Origin of the sequence: Nocardia tenerifensis NBRC 101015, assembly GCF_000308715.1 — a bacterium.
GTDB classification, from domain to species: domain Bacteria; phylum Actinomycetota; class Actinomycetes; order Mycobacteriales; family Mycobacteriaceae; genus Nocardia; species Nocardia tenerifensis.
In genome coordinates, this window is sequence record NZ_BAGH01000595.1 from 14,014 (window position 1) to 32,624 (window position 18,611).

At 67.8% G+C, this 18,611-nt stretch carries 18 protein-coding genes and 1 tRNA gene; 9 read left to right on the top strand and 10 right to left on the bottom strand.

Annotated elements, in window-relative coordinates; genetic code table 11:
- Positions 1-59: 59 nt before the first annotated feature.
- The gene (locus tag ON39_RS40270; RefSeq protein ID WP_040742138.1) at positions 60-908 is read left to right on the top strand and encodes a DMT family transporter; all 849 of its coding nucleotides are present in this window, start codon (positions 60-62) and stop codon (positions 906-908) included.
- Between the two features lie 24 nt (positions 909-932).
- Here the strand turns inward: ON39_RS40270 and ON39_RS40275 are convergent, their stop codons facing one another.
- Together ON39_RS40275 and ON39_RS40280 are read right to left on the bottom strand one after the other, a co-directional pair.
- Positions 933-1,877 carry an NAD-dependent epimerase/dehydratase family protein gene (locus ON39_RS40275; protein WP_040742114.1) on the bottom strand — a complete coding sequence of 315 codons (945 nt, stop codon included), beginning with the start codon at positions 1,875-1,877 and terminating at the stop codon, positions 933-935.
- Between the two features lie 223 nt (positions 1,878-2,100).
- A complete protein-coding gene (locus tag ON39_RS40280; protein ID WP_040742116.1) occupies positions 2,101-3,261 on the bottom strand; it encodes an epoxide hydrolase family protein in 1,161 nt (386 codons plus the stop codon).
- Positions 3,262-3,355: 94 nt separating this feature from the next.
- Here ON39_RS40280 and ON39_RS40285 point away from each other — a divergent pair, with 94 nt between their 5' ends.
- Positions 3,356-3,931 (top strand): CGNR zinc finger domain-containing protein, encoded by a 576-nt coding sequence (locus tag ON39_RS40285; protein WP_040742117.1) that lies wholly within the window; start codon positions 3,356-3,358, stop codon positions 3,929-3,931.
- An 846-nt stretch (positions 3,932-4,777) separates the two neighbouring features.
- Here ON39_RS40285 and ON39_RS40290 read toward each other — a convergent pair.
- Positions 4,778-5,110 (bottom strand): ribbon-helix-helix protein, CopG family, encoded by a 333-nt coding sequence (locus ON39_RS40290; protein ID WP_040742118.1) that lies wholly within the window; start codon positions 5,108-5,110, stop codon positions 4,778-4,780.
- Positions 5,110-5,388 carry a hypothetical protein gene (locus tag ON39_RS40295; protein ID WP_040742119.1) on the bottom strand — a complete coding sequence of 93 codons (279 nt, stop codon included), beginning with the start codon at positions 5,386-5,388 and terminating at the stop codon, positions 5,110-5,112. The genes ON39_RS40290 and ON39_RS40295 overlap by 1 nt, the downstream gene beginning before the upstream one ends.
- Positions 5,389-5,518: 130 nt before the next feature.
- Here ON39_RS40295 and ON39_RS40300 point away from each other — a divergent pair, with 130 nt between their 5' ends.
- Both ON39_RS40300 and ON39_RS40305 read left to right on the top strand, forming a co-directional pair.
- The gene (locus tag ON39_RS40300; RefSeq protein ID WP_040742120.1) at positions 5,519-6,400 is read left to right on the top strand and encodes a phosphotransferase enzyme family protein; all 882 of its coding nucleotides are present in this window, start codon (positions 5,519-5,521) and stop codon (positions 6,398-6,400) included.
- A 49-nt stretch (positions 6,401-6,449) separates the two neighbouring features.
- Positions 6,450-7,238 carry a DUF4360 domain-containing protein gene (locus tag ON39_RS40305; protein WP_255219335.1) on the top strand — a complete coding sequence of 263 codons (789 nt, stop codon included), beginning with the start codon at positions 6,450-6,452 and terminating at the stop codon, positions 7,236-7,238.
- A 164-nt stretch (positions 7,239-7,402) separates the two neighbouring features.
- Here ON39_RS40305 and ON39_RS40310 read toward each other — a convergent pair whose 3' ends face one another.
- From ON39_RS40310 to ON39_RS40325, 4 genes are read right to left on the bottom strand one after another with little or no spacing between them, the layout of a single operon-like run.
- Positions 7,403-8,812, bottom strand: coding sequence for a beta-N-acetylhexosaminidase (locus ON39_RS40310; protein ID WP_040742123.1), 1,410 nt, complete (start codon positions 8,810-8,812; stop codon positions 7,403-7,405).
- A 1-nt stretch (position 8,813) separates the two neighbouring features.
- The gene (locus ON39_RS40315) at positions 8,814-9,674 is read right to left on the bottom strand and encodes a carbohydrate ABC transporter permease (RefSeq protein WP_040742125.1); all 861 of its coding nucleotides are present in this window, start codon (positions 9,672-9,674) and stop codon (positions 8,814-8,816) included.
- Positions 9,665-10,624, bottom strand: a complete 960-nt coding sequence (locus tag ON39_RS40320) for a carbohydrate ABC transporter permease (RefSeq protein WP_040742126.1) — start codon at positions 10,622-10,624, stop codon at positions 9,665-9,667. The genes ON39_RS40315 and ON39_RS40320 overlap by 10 nt, the downstream gene beginning before the upstream one ends.
- A 6-nt stretch (positions 10,625-10,630) precedes the next feature.
- Entirely contained in the window at positions 10,631-11,941 is a 1,311-nt protein-coding gene (locus tag ON39_RS40325) for an extracellular solute-binding protein (protein WP_051187719.1), read from the bottom strand.
- Positions 11,942-12,179: 238 nt separating this feature from the next.
- Here ON39_RS40325 and ON39_RS40330 point away from each other — a divergent pair, with 238 nt between their 5' ends.
- Positions 12,180-13,064: an arginase family protein gene (locus ON39_RS40330; protein ID WP_255219336.1), complete on the top strand. Its 885-nt coding sequence runs from the start codon at positions 12,180-12,182 to the stop codon at positions 13,062-13,064.
- Between the two features lie 255 nt (positions 13,065-13,319).
- Here ON39_RS40330 and ON39_RS40335 read toward each other — a convergent pair whose 3' ends face one another.
- On the bottom strand, positions 13,320-13,679 hold the full coding sequence (locus ON39_RS40335; RefSeq protein WP_040742130.1) for a winged helix-turn-helix transcriptional regulator: 360 nt from the start codon (positions 13,677-13,679) through the stop codon (positions 13,320-13,322).
- Positions 13,680-13,824: 145 nt separating this feature from the next.
- On the opposite strand from ON39_RS40335, the gene ON39_RS40340 reads away from it, so the two are divergent.
- Positions 13,825-14,694 (top strand): NAD(P)-dependent oxidoreductase, encoded by an 870-nt coding sequence (locus ON39_RS40340; RefSeq protein ID WP_040742131.1) that lies wholly within the window; start codon positions 13,825-13,827, stop codon positions 14,692-14,694.
- Positions 14,695-14,700: 6 nt separating this feature from the next.
- On the opposite strand, the gene ON39_RS40345 is transcribed toward ON39_RS40340, so the two are convergent.
- Positions 14,701-15,576 carry a helix-turn-helix domain-containing protein gene (locus ON39_RS40345; RefSeq protein ID WP_040742132.1) on the bottom strand — a complete coding sequence of 292 codons (876 nt, stop codon included), beginning with the start codon at positions 15,574-15,576 and terminating at the stop codon, positions 14,701-14,703.
- Positions 15,577-15,678: 102 nt separating this feature from the next.
- Between ON39_RS40345 and ON39_RS40350 the strand changes: the two genes are divergently transcribed.
- The 3 genes from ON39_RS40350 (at position 15,679) to ON39_RS40360 (ending at position 18,233) form a co-directional block, all read left to right on the top strand.
- Complete coding sequence (locus ON39_RS40350; protein ID WP_040742133.1) at positions 15,679-16,578, top strand: MBL fold metallo-hydrolase; 900 nt, start codon at positions 15,679-15,681, stop codon at positions 16,576-16,578.
- A 13-nt stretch (positions 16,579-16,591) separates the two neighbouring features.
- Entirely contained in the window at positions 16,592-17,998 is a 1,407-nt protein-coding gene (locus ON39_RS40355; protein WP_211336471.1) for a carboxylesterase/lipase family protein, read from the top strand.
- A gap of 150 nt (positions 17,999-18,148) precedes the next feature.
- Positions 18,149-18,233, top strand: a tRNA-Leu gene (locus tag ON39_RS40360).
- Positions 18,234-18,611 lie beyond the last annotated feature (378 nt).

Below are 18,611 nucleotides of genomic sequence, written 5' to 3' on the forward strand. Positions count from 1 at the left end.
ATCGGGCTTGTTGAAGGTGCGAGCCCGGTTGCGAAAAGGTGACGGCGGGAGGCTCGGTCGTGGGTGCCGGAGAGTTGTTGGCGTTGGCTTCGGCGGTGTGTTTCGGCACCACACACTTTCTCAGCGCCTTGCTCGCCCGCCGGGTCGATGCCACCGCGGTGGCGCTGTACGCGCAGATCGGCGGCTGTGTGCTCATCCTGGCCGCCGCGCCGCTGGTGTCCGCGCCCCACGTCACTGCGTCCGCGCTCGCGTGGGGCGCGCTGTCCGGGATCGGGACCGGGCTCGGCGTCACGTTTCTGTATCGCGGGGTCAGCGGTGGGCGGTTGAGCGTCGTCGTTCCGCTGAGCGACGTCGGCGCCCTGATGCTGCCGGTGCTGGTCGGCGTGGTGCTGCTCGGTGAGCGGCCGTCGATGCTGAGCTGGGCGGGCATCGTCGTCGCGCTGCCCGCGCTGTGGTTGGTCTCGCGCTCACCCGGCGAGGAGGACGGCGACGGGCGCTTCGGCACGGGCAGTGTCGCGGGATTGATCGCCGGGGCTGGGTTCGCCCTTCAGTTCGTCGCGTTGGCGCGGGTCGACGCGGGCGCGGGGTTGTGGCCGCTGGTCGCGAGCCGGTTCGCGTCGGTGGTCGCGATCGTGCCGCTCGCGGTCAATGCGAAGGTGTCGCCGCGGATGTCACCTCGGCTGCTGCTCGGGGCGCTCGGTACCGGTGCGCTCGGCACGGTGGCGGTGGCGCTCTACACCTGGGCCACCTGGCAGCAGTTGCTGGCCATCGCCGTCGTGCTGGCCGCGCTCTATCCCGTCATTCCGGTGGTGCTGGGGCTGACCGTGCTGCGCGAACGGATCTCGCGCACACAGGCTTTCGGGCTCGTGCTGGCCGCCGGTGCTATCGCGGGCATCGCACTCGCTTGACGGAAGTTCCTGCGGCGGTGTCGTTCATCGAGGCGAATTGTCGACACCTAATGTGATCCCGTTGTCACGCAAGGTGTCCCGCAGGTCCGCGATTCTGAGGATTTCGTGGATCCAGGCGGGCGAGGTGATTCGGCGCAGTACCGCGGTGCGCGCGGCGGCGGCGGTGACCACGGCCGTCGCCACGGACTGCCCGCGACCGGCCGCCCAGCGGGCGGGGCCGTGGGCGGGCCGGGCGAGCACCACCCATTTATCGCTGCCGGGCATGTGTTTCGGTGTGAGTGCGCGCAGCGCGGGTGCCCGGGTGAGGAGGGCGAGACCGGCGGTGGCGGCGCGCGAGTCGAGCCGCAGGTAGCTGCGGACCGGGACGCCGAATTCGCGGGTGAGCCGGTGCTGGTCGGCGAAGTCGGCGCGCAGCGCGGCGGCCGGGGTGTACCCGGACTCGCTCGGCACCTCGAATCGCTTGGGCCTGCTGAAGTTTCGGACGACGGTGCCGTCGGGATCGGAGAAGTGCTGGCCCAGTAGGCTGTACGTCCACGCGGTCGCGGCCGCGCCGTGCTGCTCGCCGGACCCCAGGCCGATCATGATGTCGATCGGACCGCGATGGCTGTCCAAGGCGTCCGCGGCCAGCAGGGTGGTCAGTCCCGGGGCCAGGCCCACGCCGAGCACGACCGGACCGTCGACCCGTTCGAGGCGCTGCACGTAGGCGCTGGTCGCGGAGATGTCGAGAAACGGAATCCGCCGCCCCGCGCAGGCCTCGGCCAGCCGGACATCCTCCGCGCCCGCGCAATTCACCACCGCCGCAACGTTATCCAGCGCGGCCTCGAAACCGTCGAGGTCGGTCAGGTCGAGCACCACGTCCGCGCGCCCCGCATCCCGCCCCGCCGCCAGCGCCGACAGACCGTCCGTCCGCAGCAGTCGCACGACGTGCCCGCCGACGGCGCCGTACCCACCCAACACCAGCACATTCATCGACGTCCTCCGGATGAAGTCGCACCCAGGGAGATCCATGGCCCCGGCGCACTATGCCAGGGTAGTGAAGAGTTCAACCGGCGGCGTACGTCCTGGTCTGTCGACTGAGCGGTTGGCGCAGTGACTTGGCCGCGTTGGGCAGGACCGCCGCGTGGAGTCCGATGTCAGGTTCCGGCAGCCCGGCCTCGACGGCTTGGTCCTGGTGTAGGCAGATGAGCTGCGATCACCGAATTGCGGCCAGTACCGCGGCGAGTCCTTCCCGGAGATCCCGGACGAAATACTCGGGCACCTCCAGCGACGGGAAATGACCACCGGCCTCGGGCGCCCGCCAGCGGACGATCTGCCGGTATCGCTGCTGTGCCCAAGGGCGCGGGCACTTCTCGATGTCGCGGGGGTACACGGTGATCGCCGACGGGACGTCGACGCGGAGCTCCGGGTCGAGCGAGGCGTGGCTCTCGTAGTAGATGCGGGCCGCCGACGCGCCGGTCCGCGTCAGCCAATACAGGGTGACGTCGTCGAGAATCCGGTCCCGGGAGATCGTTTCGAACGGGCTGTCCTCGGTGTCCGTCCACTCGGCGAACTTGTCGAGGATCCAGGCGAGCAGCCCGACCGGGGAGTCGACGAGCGAGTAGCCGATCGTCTGCGGCCGGGTCGCCTGCTGCTTCGCGTACGCCGCGCGGTGGTGCCAGAAATCGCGGGTCTGCTCGGCCCACTCGCGCTCGATCGCGGTCAGTCCGTCTGTTGTCGAACCGGGCAGGGCTTGGGCGAGGGTCGTATGGATGCCGAGTACGTGCTCGGGGAACCGGCCGCCGAGAATCGTGGTGATCACACCGCCCCAGTCGCCGCCGTGGGCCGCGAACTTGGGGTAGCCGAGCCTGCCCATCAGTTCCACCCATGCGGCAGCGATCTTTTCGGTTCCCCATCCGGTGGTGGACGGCTTGTCGCTGTAACCGAAGCCCGGCAACGACGGGACCACGACGTGGAACGCCGGCGCGTCCGCGTCTGTCGGATCCGCCAAATCGTCTATTACGTCGATGAATTCGGCGATGCTGCCCGGCCAGCCGTGCGTCAAGATCAGCGGGGTGGCGTTCGCGCGGGGGGATCGGCGGTGCAGGAAGTGGATGCTCAGGTCATCGATTGTGGTGCGGTACTGGCCGATTCGGTTCAGGCGCGTCTCGAACGAGCGCCAGTCGTACTCCGTGCGCCAGTAGTTCACGACATCGACGAGGTCGGCGAGCGGCACGCCTTGTTCCCATCGGCCCGGTCCGGGCGCGGCGCGATGGACCGTCTCGGCCTCCGGTAGCCGGGCCGCGGCTAGTCGGGCGCGCAGATCATCGAGGTCTGCGTCGGGGGTGTGGGCTTCGAATGCTTGCACGTCTGGCATGAGACCTCCTGGCTTTCGTGGAGCCAATTTGTGAACCGGCTAAGACGGTTCTAACACGTCGTCTCGCCCGTGTGCAACCAGCTATGGTGGTTCCATGCCTGCTGGGTTCCCTGACTTCCGCCTCGGTCCGGTGCTGGCCACCAGCTTCACAGGCACGCTGTCCGAGCGGCAGGGTGACGCCGTCGAGCGCATCCCCACACCGCAGCGACTCGTCGACTGGCTGACGGTGAGCGGCTTGGCCGTGACTTCGTGCACCCCGGCTCAGCTCGAACTCGCCCGAGAACTGAGGGAAGCGATCCACGCCGCCGCGACAGCCGCCGCGCGCCGAGACCCGCTCCCCGCCTCCGCTATCCCAATCATCAACGCCCACAGCATGAACGGCCGAGCCGCGGCCATCCTCGCCCCCGACGGCACCCGTCAATGGCGACTCAGCTCGCCATCCTCCGTCGAAGACGCCCTAGGCGTGATAGCCGCCGACGCCATCAGCATCATCGCCGGCGAACGAGACGGAAAACTCGCCCTCTGCGCGTCCCCCACCTGCCAAGCCGCCTTCTTCGACACCAGCCAAAGCCGCACCCGCAAATGGTGCGACATGAACACCTGCGGCAATCGTCAGAAGAAGGCCCGCTTCAACGCCAACCACCCCAAAACCCGCAGATCAGCCGAGTAATCCTCGCCTCCGGCTGACCCCGATAGCTGGGGCGTTGGTGCACCTCGATTACGCCAATTTGCGTTCGCTGGAGCATGCCGACGTTGACGCTATGCGCAGATATGCGTGCACGATCGTGCCGCGAAGTCGGCGCTGATCGGCTCGGCCTCGACCGGGCCCGGCTAACGCGACCCGACCGGGCACGGCCCAGACCGGTTGCGGCTCAGTCCAGCTGCGATGCCGTGCGGCCTCGTGCGGCGGCTCGGCCCGGTCCGGCCGCCTCGGCCCGGCTCAGCTGCGATGCGGCTCGGGCCAGTTGGACTGGCATGCACGGGTCGATGTGATGTGGCGCAGTGCGATGCGGCCCGCCCGCCCGTCCGGCCGGTCCGAGCTCGGTATGGTCCGCTCGGCCGGAACGCTCGGCCTGCCAGGCTTGGCGCAGATGCGATACGGCTCGGGCCAAGTCTGGCGCCGCTCCGTCGACAACAGGATGCGGCTCGACCCGGCTGACGTGGTCCGGCCGTCTAGCCTGGCTCGGATCGGATGCGGAGGTGGCAAAGCCGTCAGGCTCTGCCTGGTCCGGCTCGGTCAAAGTGCGATGTGGTGCGGCTCGGTCCCGTGTGGCGCGGCTCTGTGCAGGTCGGCACGGCGCGGCCTCCGCCTGGTCCGGCGTGCGCTGACCGGTTCGGTGCACTCTGCTCGGAGTAGGTGCGATGCGGTGCGGCTGGCTTAGTTGGCGCGCTGCGTGTGCGCGGACTGGGCAGTCTGTTAGCTCGACGCGCGGGCAGAGTTGCGCGGCTGGGAGCGCTTCGCGGATGCGGTATCGGTTTGCGGGTGGCGGCGGGCCGTCGACGGTGACGCGCCACTTCAACTGGCGCGGGGGTGGATGGGGCGGACGCCGGCGAGGGCGCGGAGGGCGTCGGCGCGGGAGATGGGTTGGTCGTCGGCGAGGGCGGCCAGTTCGACGGCGAGCCAGTCGCGGATGAGTTCGCTCATGGTGATGCCGCGGGCCTGGGCTTCGGCCTTGATCGATTGGTCCATGTCGAGGGGGAGGCGCAGGGAGCGGACCACCATGATGTCCTCGCCGGGCGCGAGGGGCGGCGGCACGTCGGCCTCGTGTACCGGCGCTTCGTCGAAGACGAGGCTGTCCATCAATTCGTCCATCCCCTGGGGGGTGGCGGGAAAGTCGTTGTCGCCCATCACTGGTTCTCCTGTTCCCACTTTTCGAACTCGGCCACCTGCTCCGGGCTCATCGCCCGCGCGGCGACGATCTGCCACTGCCAAGCCTCGGCCTGGCGCAGCCCCACGATCAGCGGCCGGCCGGCGGCCGTGCGGCCCCAGATGGTCAACATCTCGATGCCCGCGGCGCCGCGTCCACGCCGTGGCCATCGTCGCTGCTTGGTCAGCACCTGCATCACCTCGTTCGGAGAGATCCCGATGAGCATGTCCAACGCCCAATCAGGCCACTCGAAACCCACACCAGGCATAATACGCGCGTATTACGCCCGCTGGCTATAGGCACTACCGCGCGTCGAACAGGTGACCCGATGATCGCCGAGAGCGGACGAGCCGCGAGCCCGGCAGCGCGGCGCTGGTAGAAGTGGATGCGTGATCTACGCAGACGTTCCGTTGACCGAGGACATTCGCGCCGCCGTCGCCGCCGAATGGGGCTACAAGGGCGACGGCGAGCGATTGTTCGGTGGGGAGGAGTCGGCCGCGTACCGCCTCGGCGACGTGGTCGTGCGGATCGGAGCGTTGAACCGGGATCCGGCGACGGTGGAGTGGTGCAACGGCATCGCCGTCGCGGCCGCCCGCACCGTGCCCGAAGCTGTTGCGCCCCTTCACCGAGCGAACGGAGAGACAGTCGCGATGGTGGCGGGCAGGCCGATCACGGTGTGGCCGTTGGTCGAAGGTCAGTGGGCGAGTATCGAAGACCCGATCCAGATGGCCGAGGCCGCCCGGCTGCTCGCGCGCCTGCACCGCGCCCTCGCCGACCACCGGCCGCCGCCGCGTCCCGAGCCGTCGTTCTTGGCGATCGGCCTGGACGGCGCGCCGTCGGCCGAGCTGCCCGACCCCGAACTGGATCGCTGGCTCGCCGAGTTCACCGGATCCGCGCGCGTGCATCCACTGCACGGCGACTATTACGAGGGAAACCTTTTGGCCCGCGGCGGCCACGTGATCGCCGCGCTCGACTGGGACGAGGCCTTGGTCGCGCCGCCCGAGGTCGAATTGGCCTCCGCCGCTTTGGAATTCGCCGACGTCTCCGGCGCCGATCTGACCGGCGCGCGTTGGTTCGTCGACGAGTATCACGCCGAGGGCGGCACGGCGGACCGGCTGGACGATATCGCGCTGGTCCAGCTGATGCGGCACCGATTGCGCAGGGAGGCAGTGTATTTCGGTATCGCGGTAGCCCGCGGCGTCCAGCACGACGAGGACGATCTCGCGTATCACCGGCAACGAATGGATACGTTCCGCCTGTTGCGTCCGTGAATTGTGCGAGTCGCCAAAAACTCCAACATTCAACGGATACCATCGGGCGGTGAAACCGACCGCTAATTATGTAGGAGAGCAAAAAACCGCCGAACTCTCCCCACTTGTATTGGGGACTTCATATGCGTTTCTACGTCTTACAGTGAGATCCATCCGAGCCCGGACCATTGTGAGGCATCCCATGTACAAGAATTCCATCATCTTCGGCGCTGCGATATTCGCGCTTGCTATTCCGTTGGCGAGTTCGCCGGCTTCCGGGGCGCCGGGCCGGGACATGCCGACCCCGCCCGACAAGATTGTCATCGACGTGGTGACCGTCAATGGCACCGGTTGTCCGGCGGGCACCGCGGCCGTCGCGGTCTCCCCGGACAACACCGCGTTCACCGTCACCTACAGCGCCTACACCGCGCAGGTGGGCGTGGGCGCGAACCCCACCGACTTCCGCAAGAACTGCCAGATCAACCTGGATGTCCATGTCCCACAGGGCTTCACCTACGGCATCGCGCAGGCGGACTACCGCGGCTTCGCGCATCTCGAGAAGGGGGCGACGGCACTGGAACGGGCCCGGTACTACTTCCAGGGCAACTCGCCGACCGAATTCATCGACCACAACTTCAAGGGCAGCGTCAGCGACGACTGGCAGGTGACCGACTCGACCGAGGTCGGCGCGATCGTCTACAAGCCCTGTGGCGAATTCCGGAACTTCAACATCAATACCCAATTGCGGGTGGACGCCGGGACCTCGGATCCGAAAAAGACCACCAGCTTCATCACCATGGATTCCGTGGACGGTGCGATCAAAACCACCTATCACTTCGCGTGGAAGACTTGCCCCTGAGTCGGTTGCCTAGCGCGTAATAGTCGCGCGACTCCTCCCGGTGGAATACGACCTCTATCCGCGATCCTGCTTGCGGATAGAGGTCGTCCCATGTATTCGAGGATCTGCCGTCGCCGATACCGACGTTGGTGTTTTGTCCCTATCCGGGGCCGAACGATCGGCGTTCAAGCCCGGGTAAGCGGCCGATGCGAGCTTGGCGGGACATCGGGCCGCGTCTGCCACGGGTGCGGTCCCTCCAGCGGCCGATACTCGACGCCGAGCGCGTCGAGGCGGGGGAGATGGTGATCGCGCAGCCGCGGCAGAAACTCGGCGTAGTCGCGCTCGGCTGGGCTCCAAGCGATTTCGGCGACGGCACACAGTCGAGGAAACGCGGCGTAGTCGACCCGGCGCACCGAATCCATGTGCTCACTCCACAGTTGAGCTTGGACACCGACGACTCGCGGATCATCCAGGCCGGGCTGGTAGCCGTAGACGTGTTCCAGGGTGTGCAGATAGCCGACCGGGATCGGCTCGTCGGGGTGATCGGACTGACGATGATCCAGGTATAGGCGGTCCTCCGGGCACAGCACGACCTCGTGACCGGCCTCGGCCGCCCGCACGGCCGCCGCTTCGTCGCGCCACGCACCGATCACCATGGGCGGCAGGGCGCCGGCGTCGAGCACCTCGTCCCAGCCGAAGGCCCGACGGCCCTGCGACGCCAGGTAGTTCGCGAGATCGACGACCAGCCGCCCATGGGCCGGCGTCGCGCCGGGCACCTCGTCCCCGCCGAGACCGATGACCTGCGAGGGAAATATCGACAGCACATGGTCGAAGACCCGGCGGAAGAAGCCGAGCGTGTACTCGGACGGCTCGAGCAACGAGGTGCTGACACCCCAGGAAGTCCATACTTCCCAAGGGTTTTCGTGCTCCGGCCCGAGTTCGGGGTAGGCGGTGATCACGGCCCGCGCGTGGCCGGGCACATCGATCTCCGGCAGCACGGTGATCGACCGCTCGGCGGCGTACGCGACGATCTCCCGCAGGTCGTCGGTGGTGTAGAAGCCGCCGTGCGGACGGCCGTCGCGTTCGGGCCCGTCGTGCCTGCCGACCATCGAACCCGTTCGCCACGAGGCGATCTCGGTCAACTTCGGGAACTCAGGGACCTCGACGCGCCAGCCCTGATCGTCGGTGAGGTGCAGATGCAGCACGTTGAGTTTGTGCGCCGAGAGGAGATCGACGAACCGCAGCACCTCCGCCTTGGTCCGAAAGTTCCTGGCGACGTCGAGCAGGCAACCGCGCCAACGGAATCGCGGATAGTCCTCGATCACGCCGCACGGTATCGTGCGCGGCCGCTCGTCGATCACCGCCGCGCGGAACGCGTCCGGCCCGGCGAGCTGGCGCAGCGTCTGCCGCGCGTGCGTCCGCCCGGCCTGGTCGGCCGCGGTGAGCGTGATGCCGTCGGGCGTGATCTCCAGCCGGTAGCCCTCGGCGGGCAGGTCCGGGTCGGTGCGCACCTCCACTTCGGCGGGCCAGGCACACACCCCCGGCTGCGGCGTGGCCGAGACGGGGCGGGGGAGCAGCGTGTCGAAGCCGGTCATATCAGCCTTTCACCGCCCCGCCGAGCCCGGAGACCAGCTTGCGCTGGACGAGCACGAACAAGACGAGCGCCGGAATGGTCATCAGGGTCGAGGCCGCCATGACGGCGCCCCAGTCGGTGTCCTCCGGTTTGAAGAACACCAGGATCGCCTGCGGCAGTGTCTGATTCTCGGTCTTGGAGATGATGAACGTCTTTGCGAACAGGAAGTCGTTCCACGCGTGGATGAACGACAGCACGCTGACCGACACCAATCCGGGCGCGACCAGCGGCAACAGAATCTGCCACGCGAACCGAAGACGGCTCGCCCCATCGAGTTTCGCCGCCTCCTCCAGCTCGACCGGCACCGCCGCCACGAACCCGCGCAGCAGCCAGATGGACAGCGGCAGGCTGAACACCAGGTCCACCAGCATGATCGAGCCGAGCTCGTTGAGCCCCAGTGCGGGCACCGAGCCGCCGATCGAGCGCATCAGGAAGAACAGCGGAATCGTCAGCGCCTCCACCGGAACCATCTGCGCGACAAGGATCATCACCAGCAGCACCGTGCGCCCGCGGAACCGGAAGCGGGTCAGCGCCACCGCCGACAGGAACGACAGCAGCAGCGAGAACAGCACGACCACCACGGCGATCAGCAGACTGTTGAGGAAGAACCGCCCGAAACCATTCATCGAGAGCACCCGCGTGAAACTGTCCAGGCTCGGCGCCAGCGTCCACGGCCGCGGGTCGGCCGACTGGATCTCGCCCGGCGGCTTCAGCGCCGAGAGCAGCATCCAGTACAGCGGGAACGCGACGAATCCGGCGATCACCACCGTAACCGCCTCGGCGACAAGGCGACGCGGCTTGCGGCGCATCGGTTTCACTGCCATGGCGTGCTCCTGCGCTGGGTGCGGACGTAGAGTCCGGTGATCGACAACAGCAACAGTGTCATCAGGACTCCGATCGCTGAGCCGAGCCCGTATTCCTGCCCGGCGAAGGCCTTTTGGTAGGCGTAGACGTTGAGCACCAGGTTGCGCCCGGCGACGCCGCCGCCATTGGTCATGACGTAGATCTGGGTGAACACCTTGAAATCCCAGATGATCGACTGGATCGTGGCGATCAGCAGCAGCGGGCGCAGCATCGGCAGGATCACCGAGCGGGCCGTCCGCCAGGTCGACGCGCCGTCCAGCGCGGCCGCCTCCAGCACCTCCTCCGGGATCGCCTTGATGCCCGCGTACATGGTCACCATGACGAACGGGAACGAACACCAGATCACCTCGGCGGCAACCAATCCGAACGCGCTCAGGGTGCCGAAGGTCCACGAGTGGCCGTCCATCGAGCGCAGCCCGAGCCCCGACAGCGCCTCGTTCACCACGCCGAAGTCGGCGTCGAACAGGAAGAGCCAGACATAGGATCCGGCCATCGCGGGCGTGGCCCACGCGCCGAGCGCGGCGAGGAACAGCAGGGTCCTCGGCACCGCGCGGACCCGCGTCGCGAGGACCGCCAGCGCCGTGCCGACCACCAGCCCGCCGACCACGCAGACCGCGCCGAACACGAACGTGTTGGCGAGCACTATCCAGAATTGCCTGTCCGCCAGCAGTTCTCGATAGTTGCCGAGCCCGATGAACTCCAGCGACGCCGCACCGGTGGCCTGCGCCTGACCGTAGTCGTAGAAGGAGATCAGCACGATCTGGTAGATCGGATAGATCAGCACGGCGGCCAGCAGGATCCCCGCCGGAGCGAGATACAGCCACGCGGTGAGGGTGTCTCGGCGCAAGCGCCGCGGTCTCGCCGACGCCCGCGGCGCCGGGGTGGTGACCGAAAGTTCTCGAATTGCCATGTGCGCCTACCTGAATGCCTTGTCCATCGCGGCGGCCGCCGCGTTCAACGCCGCCGACGGCTGCTTGGCTCCGGTGGCGATCTGCTGCACGGCGGTCGGCAGCAGGTTCTGGCTGTCGATCTTCGACCACGCCGGCGTGCTCGGCACGAACTTCGTACCGGCCTTCAACGATTCGACGAACGGCGCGAGGAAGGGATCGTCGGCGGCCAGCTTGTGCTGCACCCCGGTCAGCGTCGGCAGATTCCCCATCGCCGCGTACATCTTCTCCTGATACTTCGCGCTGCCCAGCAATTCGACGAAGTCGACGGCGAGCCCGCGCCGCATGCTCGACCGGAAGACGCCGAGCAGGTTGCCGCCCGCGAAAGCCGGTGCGACCGTGCCTTTCTCGGTGCCCGGCAGCGGGACTACCGCGTACTTGCCCTTCGATGCACCCTGATCCACCGCCTTGCGGTTGAAGTCGCCGCCGATGGTCATCGCGGCCTTGCCGCCCGCGAACGCCTGCACGCTTTGGGTTCCGGTGAAATTGGCGCACTGCGCGGGCGGGCAGATGTCGTCGTGGATCAGCCCGGCATAGCGGGTGACGCCCTCCCTCGCCCGATCCGAGTTGATCGCGGCGTTCCACATCGTGCCGTCGTTCTCGGCGATCTCGCCGCCGTAGGCCCACAGGAACGGCAGCATCGCGTAGGTGTACTTGCCGCCGACCGAAATACCGTACAGCTCCGGCTTTTTCGCGTGGATGAGGCGAGCGGTGTCGGTCAGTTCGGCGAGCGTGGCCGGAGGCCGCAGCCCGAGTTCGGTGAAGACGTCGGTGCGGTAGTACAGCGCCCGGATGCCCGTGTACCAGGGCAGCCCGTAGACCTTGCCGCCGGACTTAGCGGTCTCCAGGACCGACGGGTCGAGGTCCTTGCCCTCCGGCCAAGCGGCCAGATCCGCGCTCAGATCGGCGAACGCACCGGTGACGGCGTAGCCGGCCAAATCGGTGTTGCCGAACTCGGCGAGATCGGGGGCGCTGGCCGGATCGTTGAACGCGCCGGCGAACTTCTCGGCTCGCGCGGCGACCGGCACCCACTGCACGTCGACGTCGACGTTCGGCCTGCTCGCCTCGAACTCCGCGATCGCCTCGTTGATCACCGCCTCCTTCGGCGCGCGGTTCGCCTCGTCGAACAGCCAAACCCGGACCGTGCCGGTCTTCTCGTCCCCACCCGAGCCCGCCGGGCCGGACTGCACCGGCGCGCACGCGGCGAGCAGGAACAGCGCGGCGCCGAGGGTGAGTGCGCGTCGCACGGCCCCGCCTGGCCGGAATTCACGGTGCAGCATGTAAATCCTCGCGTGTTGCAAATAGTGCAACGTGTATTGCGTTGCGTGCCACAATGTTTAGCACTAGATGGGGGTCACATTCAATAGGCGAATGTGATCCGCATCGCAACGGGTTTCGTTGCTCGAGGTTTCCGCACGCCCGCGAGTAGGGGGCTATTGTCGAGACGGCGCGGACTCGGATGGCGGGCCGCGCCGAGAGTGACGCGCAGGTCTGGGAGGCCGAACACTGTTAACCGTCATCGGTGCGCCGTTCAACTCCGCCGGAATCACCGGCGGAGTCGCGAACGCGCCGATGAGGTTGCGAGAAGCCGGTCTGCTCAACGCATTACGCGCCCGTCGCGCAGACGTGCGAGACCTCGGCGATGTCGACGTCGGCCCGCCGCGTCGGTTCCGCGATCCGGAGAGCGGGTTGCTGACGCAGGAATCCCTCATCGCCGCAACCACTTCCGTGCACGCCGCCGTTGTCGCGTGCCTCGCGGCGGGGGAGTTCCCGCTGGTGCTCGGCGGGGACTGTGCCGTGCTGCTCGGCGCTCTGCGCGGCGCGCAGGACGCGCTCTGCGACGCCGCGCTGGTCTTCGTCGACGGGCACGAGGACGCGTGGCCGCCGCACCGCAGCGCCACCGGCCGGGCGGCCGACTGCGAACTGGGCCTGGCGCTGTCGGGTGCCGACGGTCTGCCCGCCGAGTTGTCCGTGCGTGTGCCCACTCTCGATCCGACCCGGATCGTAGCCCTCGGCCCGCGCGACGACATGGAGCTGCGATCGGCCGGTGTCGCCTCGATCGGCTCGACCATCGCGCTGCTGCCCGATCGCGATCTGCGCGGAAAAGCCGCCGTGCCGACCGACATCGCCGTCGGACGCTTCCACCGCCGTGGTGTCGCTTGGTGGTTGCATGTCGACCTGGACGTACTGTCCGCCGAGGCCATGCCCGCCGTCGACTACCCGCAGCCCGGCGGCCTCGACTGGCCGGACCTCACGGCCATCACCGCCGCCGCCACCCGATCGGGCTGTGCCGGAATGACTTCGACGACCTACAACCCCGATCTGGACGCCGACGGCCGGCACGCACGGCGCATCGTCGGCTACCTCGCCGACGTGCTGTCCGTCACCCCGGAGATGGCCTGAGCCAACCGAATTCGGTAACGCGCCGACGATCGATCTCGATCATCCGAGTGTGCGTGTCTACTGCCGGCCGATCCTCGGCGCGTTGGCAGCCCTCCTGCTGATCATCGGGGCCGTTCTCCTGATGCCCGAGAACGAATTCCCCGTGCCCACCACCGACCAACAGGTCCGCACCCTCCCTTTCATCTCCACTCCGCCGACCAGCAACGAAAACCCTTCCACCACAACCGATCGCCCCACCCCGGCCGCGAGTGATCTTCACGCACTCACCGGATGGACGCGGTCCGCGCCGATCCGGTCGATGCGTTCACGTCCCCACGCGCCCAGCGGCTCGAGGGCGCGATTGAGGGCGGCCCCCAACTCGGTGAGCCGGTATTCGACGCGCGGCGGCACCTCGCGGTAGACCTCGCGCGAGACGATGCCGTCCTCCTCCAGCTCACGCAGCTGCTGGATCAGCATCTTCTCCGAGACGCCGGGCAGGCCGCGGCGCAGCTCGCCGAACCGGCGCACGTCGTGCGCCTCCAGCTCCCACAGGATCAGCGCCTTCCACTTGCCGCCGACCACATCCATCGCCGCGTCGATGCCGCAGAAGTATGGTCCGGATCTCTTTTCGCCCATCGCCCGACCTCGCTACCTGTTCACACACCAATTGGTAAGTACCGGACCAAATAGTAGGTACTTGTCGCCATCGCGGGCAACGAGCAACCTGTGTTTCAGCGCGCTGACCATCCTGTTCACCTGTTTTCAAGGAGTTGACCCCGCAATGGCGGAAACCAAGAACACCCCGGTGACGGTCCTCGGACTCGGCGCGATGGGCCAGGCCCTGGCCGCGACGCTCCTGCGCGGCGGCCACCCGACGACCGTGTGGAATCGCACGCCCGGCAAGGACACCGAGCTCATCGCCGCCGGCGCGGTCGGCGCGGCGACCGCCGCCGAGGCGGTCGAGGCCGACGGCCCCGTCATCGTCGTCCTGTTCGACCACGCCTCCGTACACGCCATACTCGACCCGCTCGCCGGCAAGCTGTCCGGCCGTCAGGTCATCAACCTGACCAGCACCGCCCCCGAGCAGGCCCGTGAGCTCGCCGCCTGGGCGGCCGGACACGGCATCGACTACTTGGACGGCGGCATCATGGCCGTCCCGTCCATGATCGGGCAGCCCGGCGCGTCCATCCTCTACAGCGGCTCGCGCGCGGTCTACGACAAGCACCGCGAAACCCTCGAATTGCTCGCCGCCGCAGAGTATTTCGGTGACGACGCCGGACTCGCCTCCACGTACGACTTCGCCTTGCTCGCCGGAATGTACGCCATGTTCGGTGGTTTCATGCACGGCGCGGCCATGATGCGCTCCGTCGGCGTCTCCGCCGGTGCCTTCGCCGATCGAGCCGCGTCGTGGGTGACCGCCATGGCCCAGATGCTTCCCGCCTACGGCCGGATCATCGACGGCGGCGACTACACCAGTCCCATCCAGTCTCTCGACTTCCACAAGGCCGCCCTCGACGCCATCACCCGCGCTACTCGCGACGCCGGCGTCGCGGTGGACTTCGTCGCCCCGATCAAGAACCTCATCGACCGGCAGGTCGCCGACGGTCACGGGTCCATGGAGTTCGCCAGGACGATCGAAGAGCTGGTCTGAAATTCCTTATCGCCCAACGGGTTCCCCGCGCAGGGAGCCGGCCTGGCTGAGCAGGGCCAGAGCTTCCTCGGCGGGGGACCCGGCAGGGGTGGTGCACACGATCAGAACCTGATCCGGCGCACGCGCGATCGACAGCGTCTGCTGGGTCACAGTCACCGTGCCGACGACGGGATGATGCAGCTCGTAAGAGTCTGCGTCGCAAGGAGTTACCCGGTGGTCGGACCAAAGCGACACGAACTCCGGGCTTTTCATCGTCAGCTCGCCGATCAGCTCCGCCAGCAGCGGATCGTCCGGGTGCTTGCCGACCGCGACGCGCAGGTTGCCGACCACCGCGCGGGCCTTGCGCCGCCAGTCGGCATACAGCTCGCGGCAGTGCGGATCCAGAAATATCATCCGGCTCGTATTCGGCCGTCGCGCAGGATGGTTCGGGCTGAGATAGTCCAGGTGCCCCGCGAGCAGTGCGTGCCCGCGCGCGTTCCACGCCAGCACGTCCGTGCGCCGGCCCAGCACCATCGCCGGTACGCCGTCGACCGCGCGCAGCAGATCGCGCGTCTCCTCCGTCAGCTTCTCGGGCCTTGGACGGCGAGGCCGCGGCACGTGGCGGGCGGTGTCCGCGAGCCGGTCGAGATGTTCGCGTTCGTGGTCGTTCAGCAGGAGGGCGCGGGCAACCGCGTCCAGCACCTCCGCCGAGGCTCCCCGGGAGGTCCCTTGTTCCAGTCGCGCGTAATACGAGACGCTGACCCCTGCTAACTGGGCGAGTTCCTCGCGGCGCAGCCCGCGTACCCGGCGGCGGGGTCCGGTCTCGCGCAGACCGACGTCCGCGGGCCGTAGTAGCGCGCGCCGGGCTTGCAGAAAGTCGCCGAGGGGGCCGGGTCCGTCCATTCGACCAGTATCCGGGGCCCCGCTACCGCGCAGCCACACCCTGCCAGGGGGAGGACAACAGGGGAGTGGTTCCCGTCCATTCGCGGCGACAGACTCGGCCCCATGCCAGACCACATCACCCTCGGCGACGTCACCGTCACCCGCATCGAAGAGTTCTACGGCTCGGTCGAGATGACCCCAAGCGAATTCTTTCCCGACGGCTTTCACGATTCGTGGGACGAGCACGCGCCGGACTTCTGGAACCCCGAGACGAACCACTGTCACTCCGCCATCCAGTCATGGCTGCTGCGCAGCGAGGGTCGCACCATTCTCGTCGACACCGGCGTCGGCAATCACAAGGACCGGCCATACGCGCCCGTATGGAGCCGGCTCGATACGAACTACCTCGACAATCTCGCCGCCGCGGGCGTCCGTCCCGAAGAGGTGGACGTCGTCGTCAACACCCACCTGCATATCGACCACGTCGGCTGGAACACCCGATTGGACGGCCGAACCTGGGTGCCCACCTTTCCGAACGCCACCTATCTCATGCCGCGTCCGGACTTCGAATTCTGGAATCCCGCCAACGAGAACAGGTCGGTCCTGGGCCGCGGCAACCAGAACGTTTTCGAGGACAGCGTGACACCCGTGGACGAGGCCGGACTGGTCCATCTGTGGGACGGGTCGTACCGAATCGACAGCAATTTGCGACTCGAACCGGCTCCCGGGCACACGCCCGGCTCATCGGTGCTCCATATGGCGTCCGGCGATGAGCGGGCGCTTTTCGTCGGCGACCTCGTGCACACCGCCATGCAGATCAACGAGCCGGACACCAACTCCTGCTTCTGCGAAAACCCGGCCGAATCCAGGGCCACCCGCCGCAAACTCCTCGGCCACGCCGCCGAAACCAACGCCTTGGTCTTCCCCGCCCATTTCGGCGGCCACGGCGCGGCCACCGTCGAACGCACCGGCTCGAAGTTCACGATCAAGAACTGGGCCGAGTTCCCCCGCATCTCCGGATAAGGAGCGTATTCCATTGTCCAGCAACACCGTTGAAACTCCCGGCGGCACCGTCCGCGGCCGCCGCAGTGTTTTCGGCTACCGCTACCGAGCCATTCCCTACGCCGCGCCCCCGACCGGACCCGCCCGCTTCGCCCCACCTCAACCGCACCCCGGTTGGCGCGGCGTCCGCGACGGCACCCGACCCGGGCCCACCGCCCCTCAACCCACCCGCGACTTCGGCCGCCTCGACATGACCCCCTACTTCGGCCCCGGCTGGATCCGCGGCGACGACTACCTGACCCTCGACATCCACACCCCCGCCGCCGACAACCGCAAACGCCCCGTCATGGTCTTCGTGCACGGCGGCGGATTCGTCTCGGGTTCCAGCCGAGCCGCCCTGTACAACGGCAGCGCCTTCGCCCGCGACGGCGTCGTCCTCGTCACGGTCGACTACCGCCTAGGCATCCCCGGCTTCCTCGACCTCCCCGGCGCCCCCGCCAACCGCGGCCTCCTCGACGTACTAGCCGCCCTCCGCTGGCTGCGCGACACAATCGGTGCGTTCGGCGGCGACCCGCGCAACCTCACGATCTTCGGCCAATCCGCGGGCGCCACGATCGTCGGCGCGCTGCTCGCCACCCCCGAGGCCGCCGGCCTGTTCCGCCGCGCGATCGTCCAAAGCGGAAGCGGCACCGGAGCTTTCACTCCCGAACAGGCTCAGCGGGTCACCGCGGCAGCCGCCGCGGCACTCGGCGTCGAACCGACCGCGGAGGCGTTCGGCGAGATCCCGGACGAGCGTTTCGTAGCGCTCCTGCCCACCTTGACGGGCCTCGACCTGCGCACCAATACCGCGAAGGACCCGCTGGCCGGCCTCAGCCCATTCAGCCTGGTACTGCCTCGGCAGCCCGCCGACGCGCTCGTGTGCGACGTCGACCTGCTGATCGGCACCAACGCCGAGGAGGGCAACCTCTACCTCGCACCCGCCGGCCACCTCGAAACCTCCACCTCCGACGACGTAGCCGCCCTCGCCGCCAGCGTCCATCCCGACCCCGAGGCCGCGCTCGCCGAACTCCGCGCTTCTCCGCCCGGCGCGCTACGCTCCGCGATCCTCGGAGACGCCCTGTTCGGAGCAGGCACCGCCCGTCTCACCCAGGCCCACGCCCGCCTCTCCCGCGGCCACACCCACGTCTACTCGTTCCGATACCGCTCCACAGCCCTGAACGGCCGGCTAGGCGCCGCCCACACCGTCGAACTGCCTTTCGTCTTCGACAACGCCTCCGAACCGTGGCTCCACGGAGAAACCGGCCTCCTGGGTCCCGACCCAGCTCCCGCCGCCCTCGCAACCCAGATGCACAGTGCCTGGGTCGAATTCGCCTTTTTCGGCACCCCAGGCTGGGCGGCATACAAGCCGGAACGACCGGTGATCCAAACCTTCGGCCCCTGAACTGTGTTTTCCACCACTCGCAACTGAACCTCGCGACCCGACGCCACCCTCATCGAATCCACCCTCGCTCCCCAACCCCCCACAAAACACGTGGTCAACCCGCGATTTGGTCCACGCCGCGACATCCTATAATCTTGCTGAGCACCACCGGTCCGGGTGGCGGAATGGCAGACGCGCTAGCTTGAGGTGCTAGTGCCCTTTATCGGGCGTGGGGGTTCAAGTCCCCCTCCGGACACAATCATTACGCACACGGGTGGTGGTGGCTGAACTTCAGCCACCACCACCCGTGTTTCGTGGTTGTAGGTCATTGTGAGACCGAGTTGGCGGTAGACGTTGTTCTTGTCGGTGCCGTCGGCGGCGTGCAGGATCTTCACCAGGCCGCCGAAGGATTCGACGAGTTGACGAATCTCGTTGCGGCTCCACGTAGGTTGTTGTTCGGTTGCGGCTTTCGCGGCTGTGAGTTGGGCGAGGGCGAGTTCGCGTTCGGATTGGACTTGTCGGGTCCAGGTCGCGATGAGTTGTGGGTCGGTGCCGGCTTCCAGGGCTGCTCGGTAGCTGTTGAGTTTTCGGTCGTGGTCGGTGATGGATTGCTGGATCGCTCGTATCGAGGACT

Bases quoted from the DNA above. Each gene is read 5' to 3' on its own strand.
- ON39_RS40325 (WP_051187719.1), bottom strand. From the start codon at position 11,941: ATGCTGCACCGTGAATTCCGGCCAGGCGGGGCCGTGCGACGCGCACTC.
- ON39_RS40320 (WP_040742126.1), bottom strand. From the start codon at position 10,624: ATGGCAATTCGAGAACTTTCGGTCACCACCCCGGCGCCGCGGGCGTCG.
- ON39_RS40280 (WP_040742116.1), bottom strand. From the start codon at position 3,261: ATGCCAGACGTGCAAGCATTCGAAGCCCACACCCCCGACGCAGACCTC.
- ON39_RS40350 (WP_040742133.1), top strand. From the start codon at position 15,679: ATGCCAGACCACATCACCCTCGGCGACGTCACCGTCACCCGCATCGAA.
- ON39_RS40315 (WP_040742125.1), bottom strand. From the start codon at position 9,674: ATGGCAGTGAAACCGATGCGCCGCAAGCCGCGTCGCCTTGTCGCCGAG.
- ON39_RS40340 (WP_040742131.1), top strand. From the start codon at position 13,825: ATGGCGGAAACCAAGAACACCCCGGTGACGGTCCTCGGACTCGGCGCG.
- ON39_RS40285 (WP_040742117.1), top strand. From the start codon at position 3,356: ATGCCTGCTGGGTTCCCTGACTTCCGCCTCGGTCCGGTGCTGGCCACC.
- ON39_RS40345 (WP_040742132.1), bottom strand. From the start codon at position 15,576: ATGGACGGACCCGGCCCCCTCGGCGACTTTCTGCAAGCCCGGCGCGCG.
- ON39_RS40275 (WP_040742114.1), bottom strand. From the start codon at position 1,877: ATGAATGTGCTGGTGTTGGGTGGGTACGGCGCCGTCGGCGGGCACGTC.
- ON39_RS40335 (WP_040742130.1), bottom strand. From the start codon at position 13,679: ATGGGCGAAAAGAGATCCGGACCATACTTCTGCGGCATCGACGCGGCG.
- ON39_RS40310 (WP_040742123.1), bottom strand. From the start codon at position 8,812: ATGACCGGCTTCGACACGCTGCTCCCCCGCCCCGTCTCGGCCACGCCG.
- ON39_RS40290 (WP_040742118.1), bottom strand. From the start codon at position 5,110: ATGGGCGACAACGACTTTCCCGCCACCCCCCAGGGGATGGACGAATTG.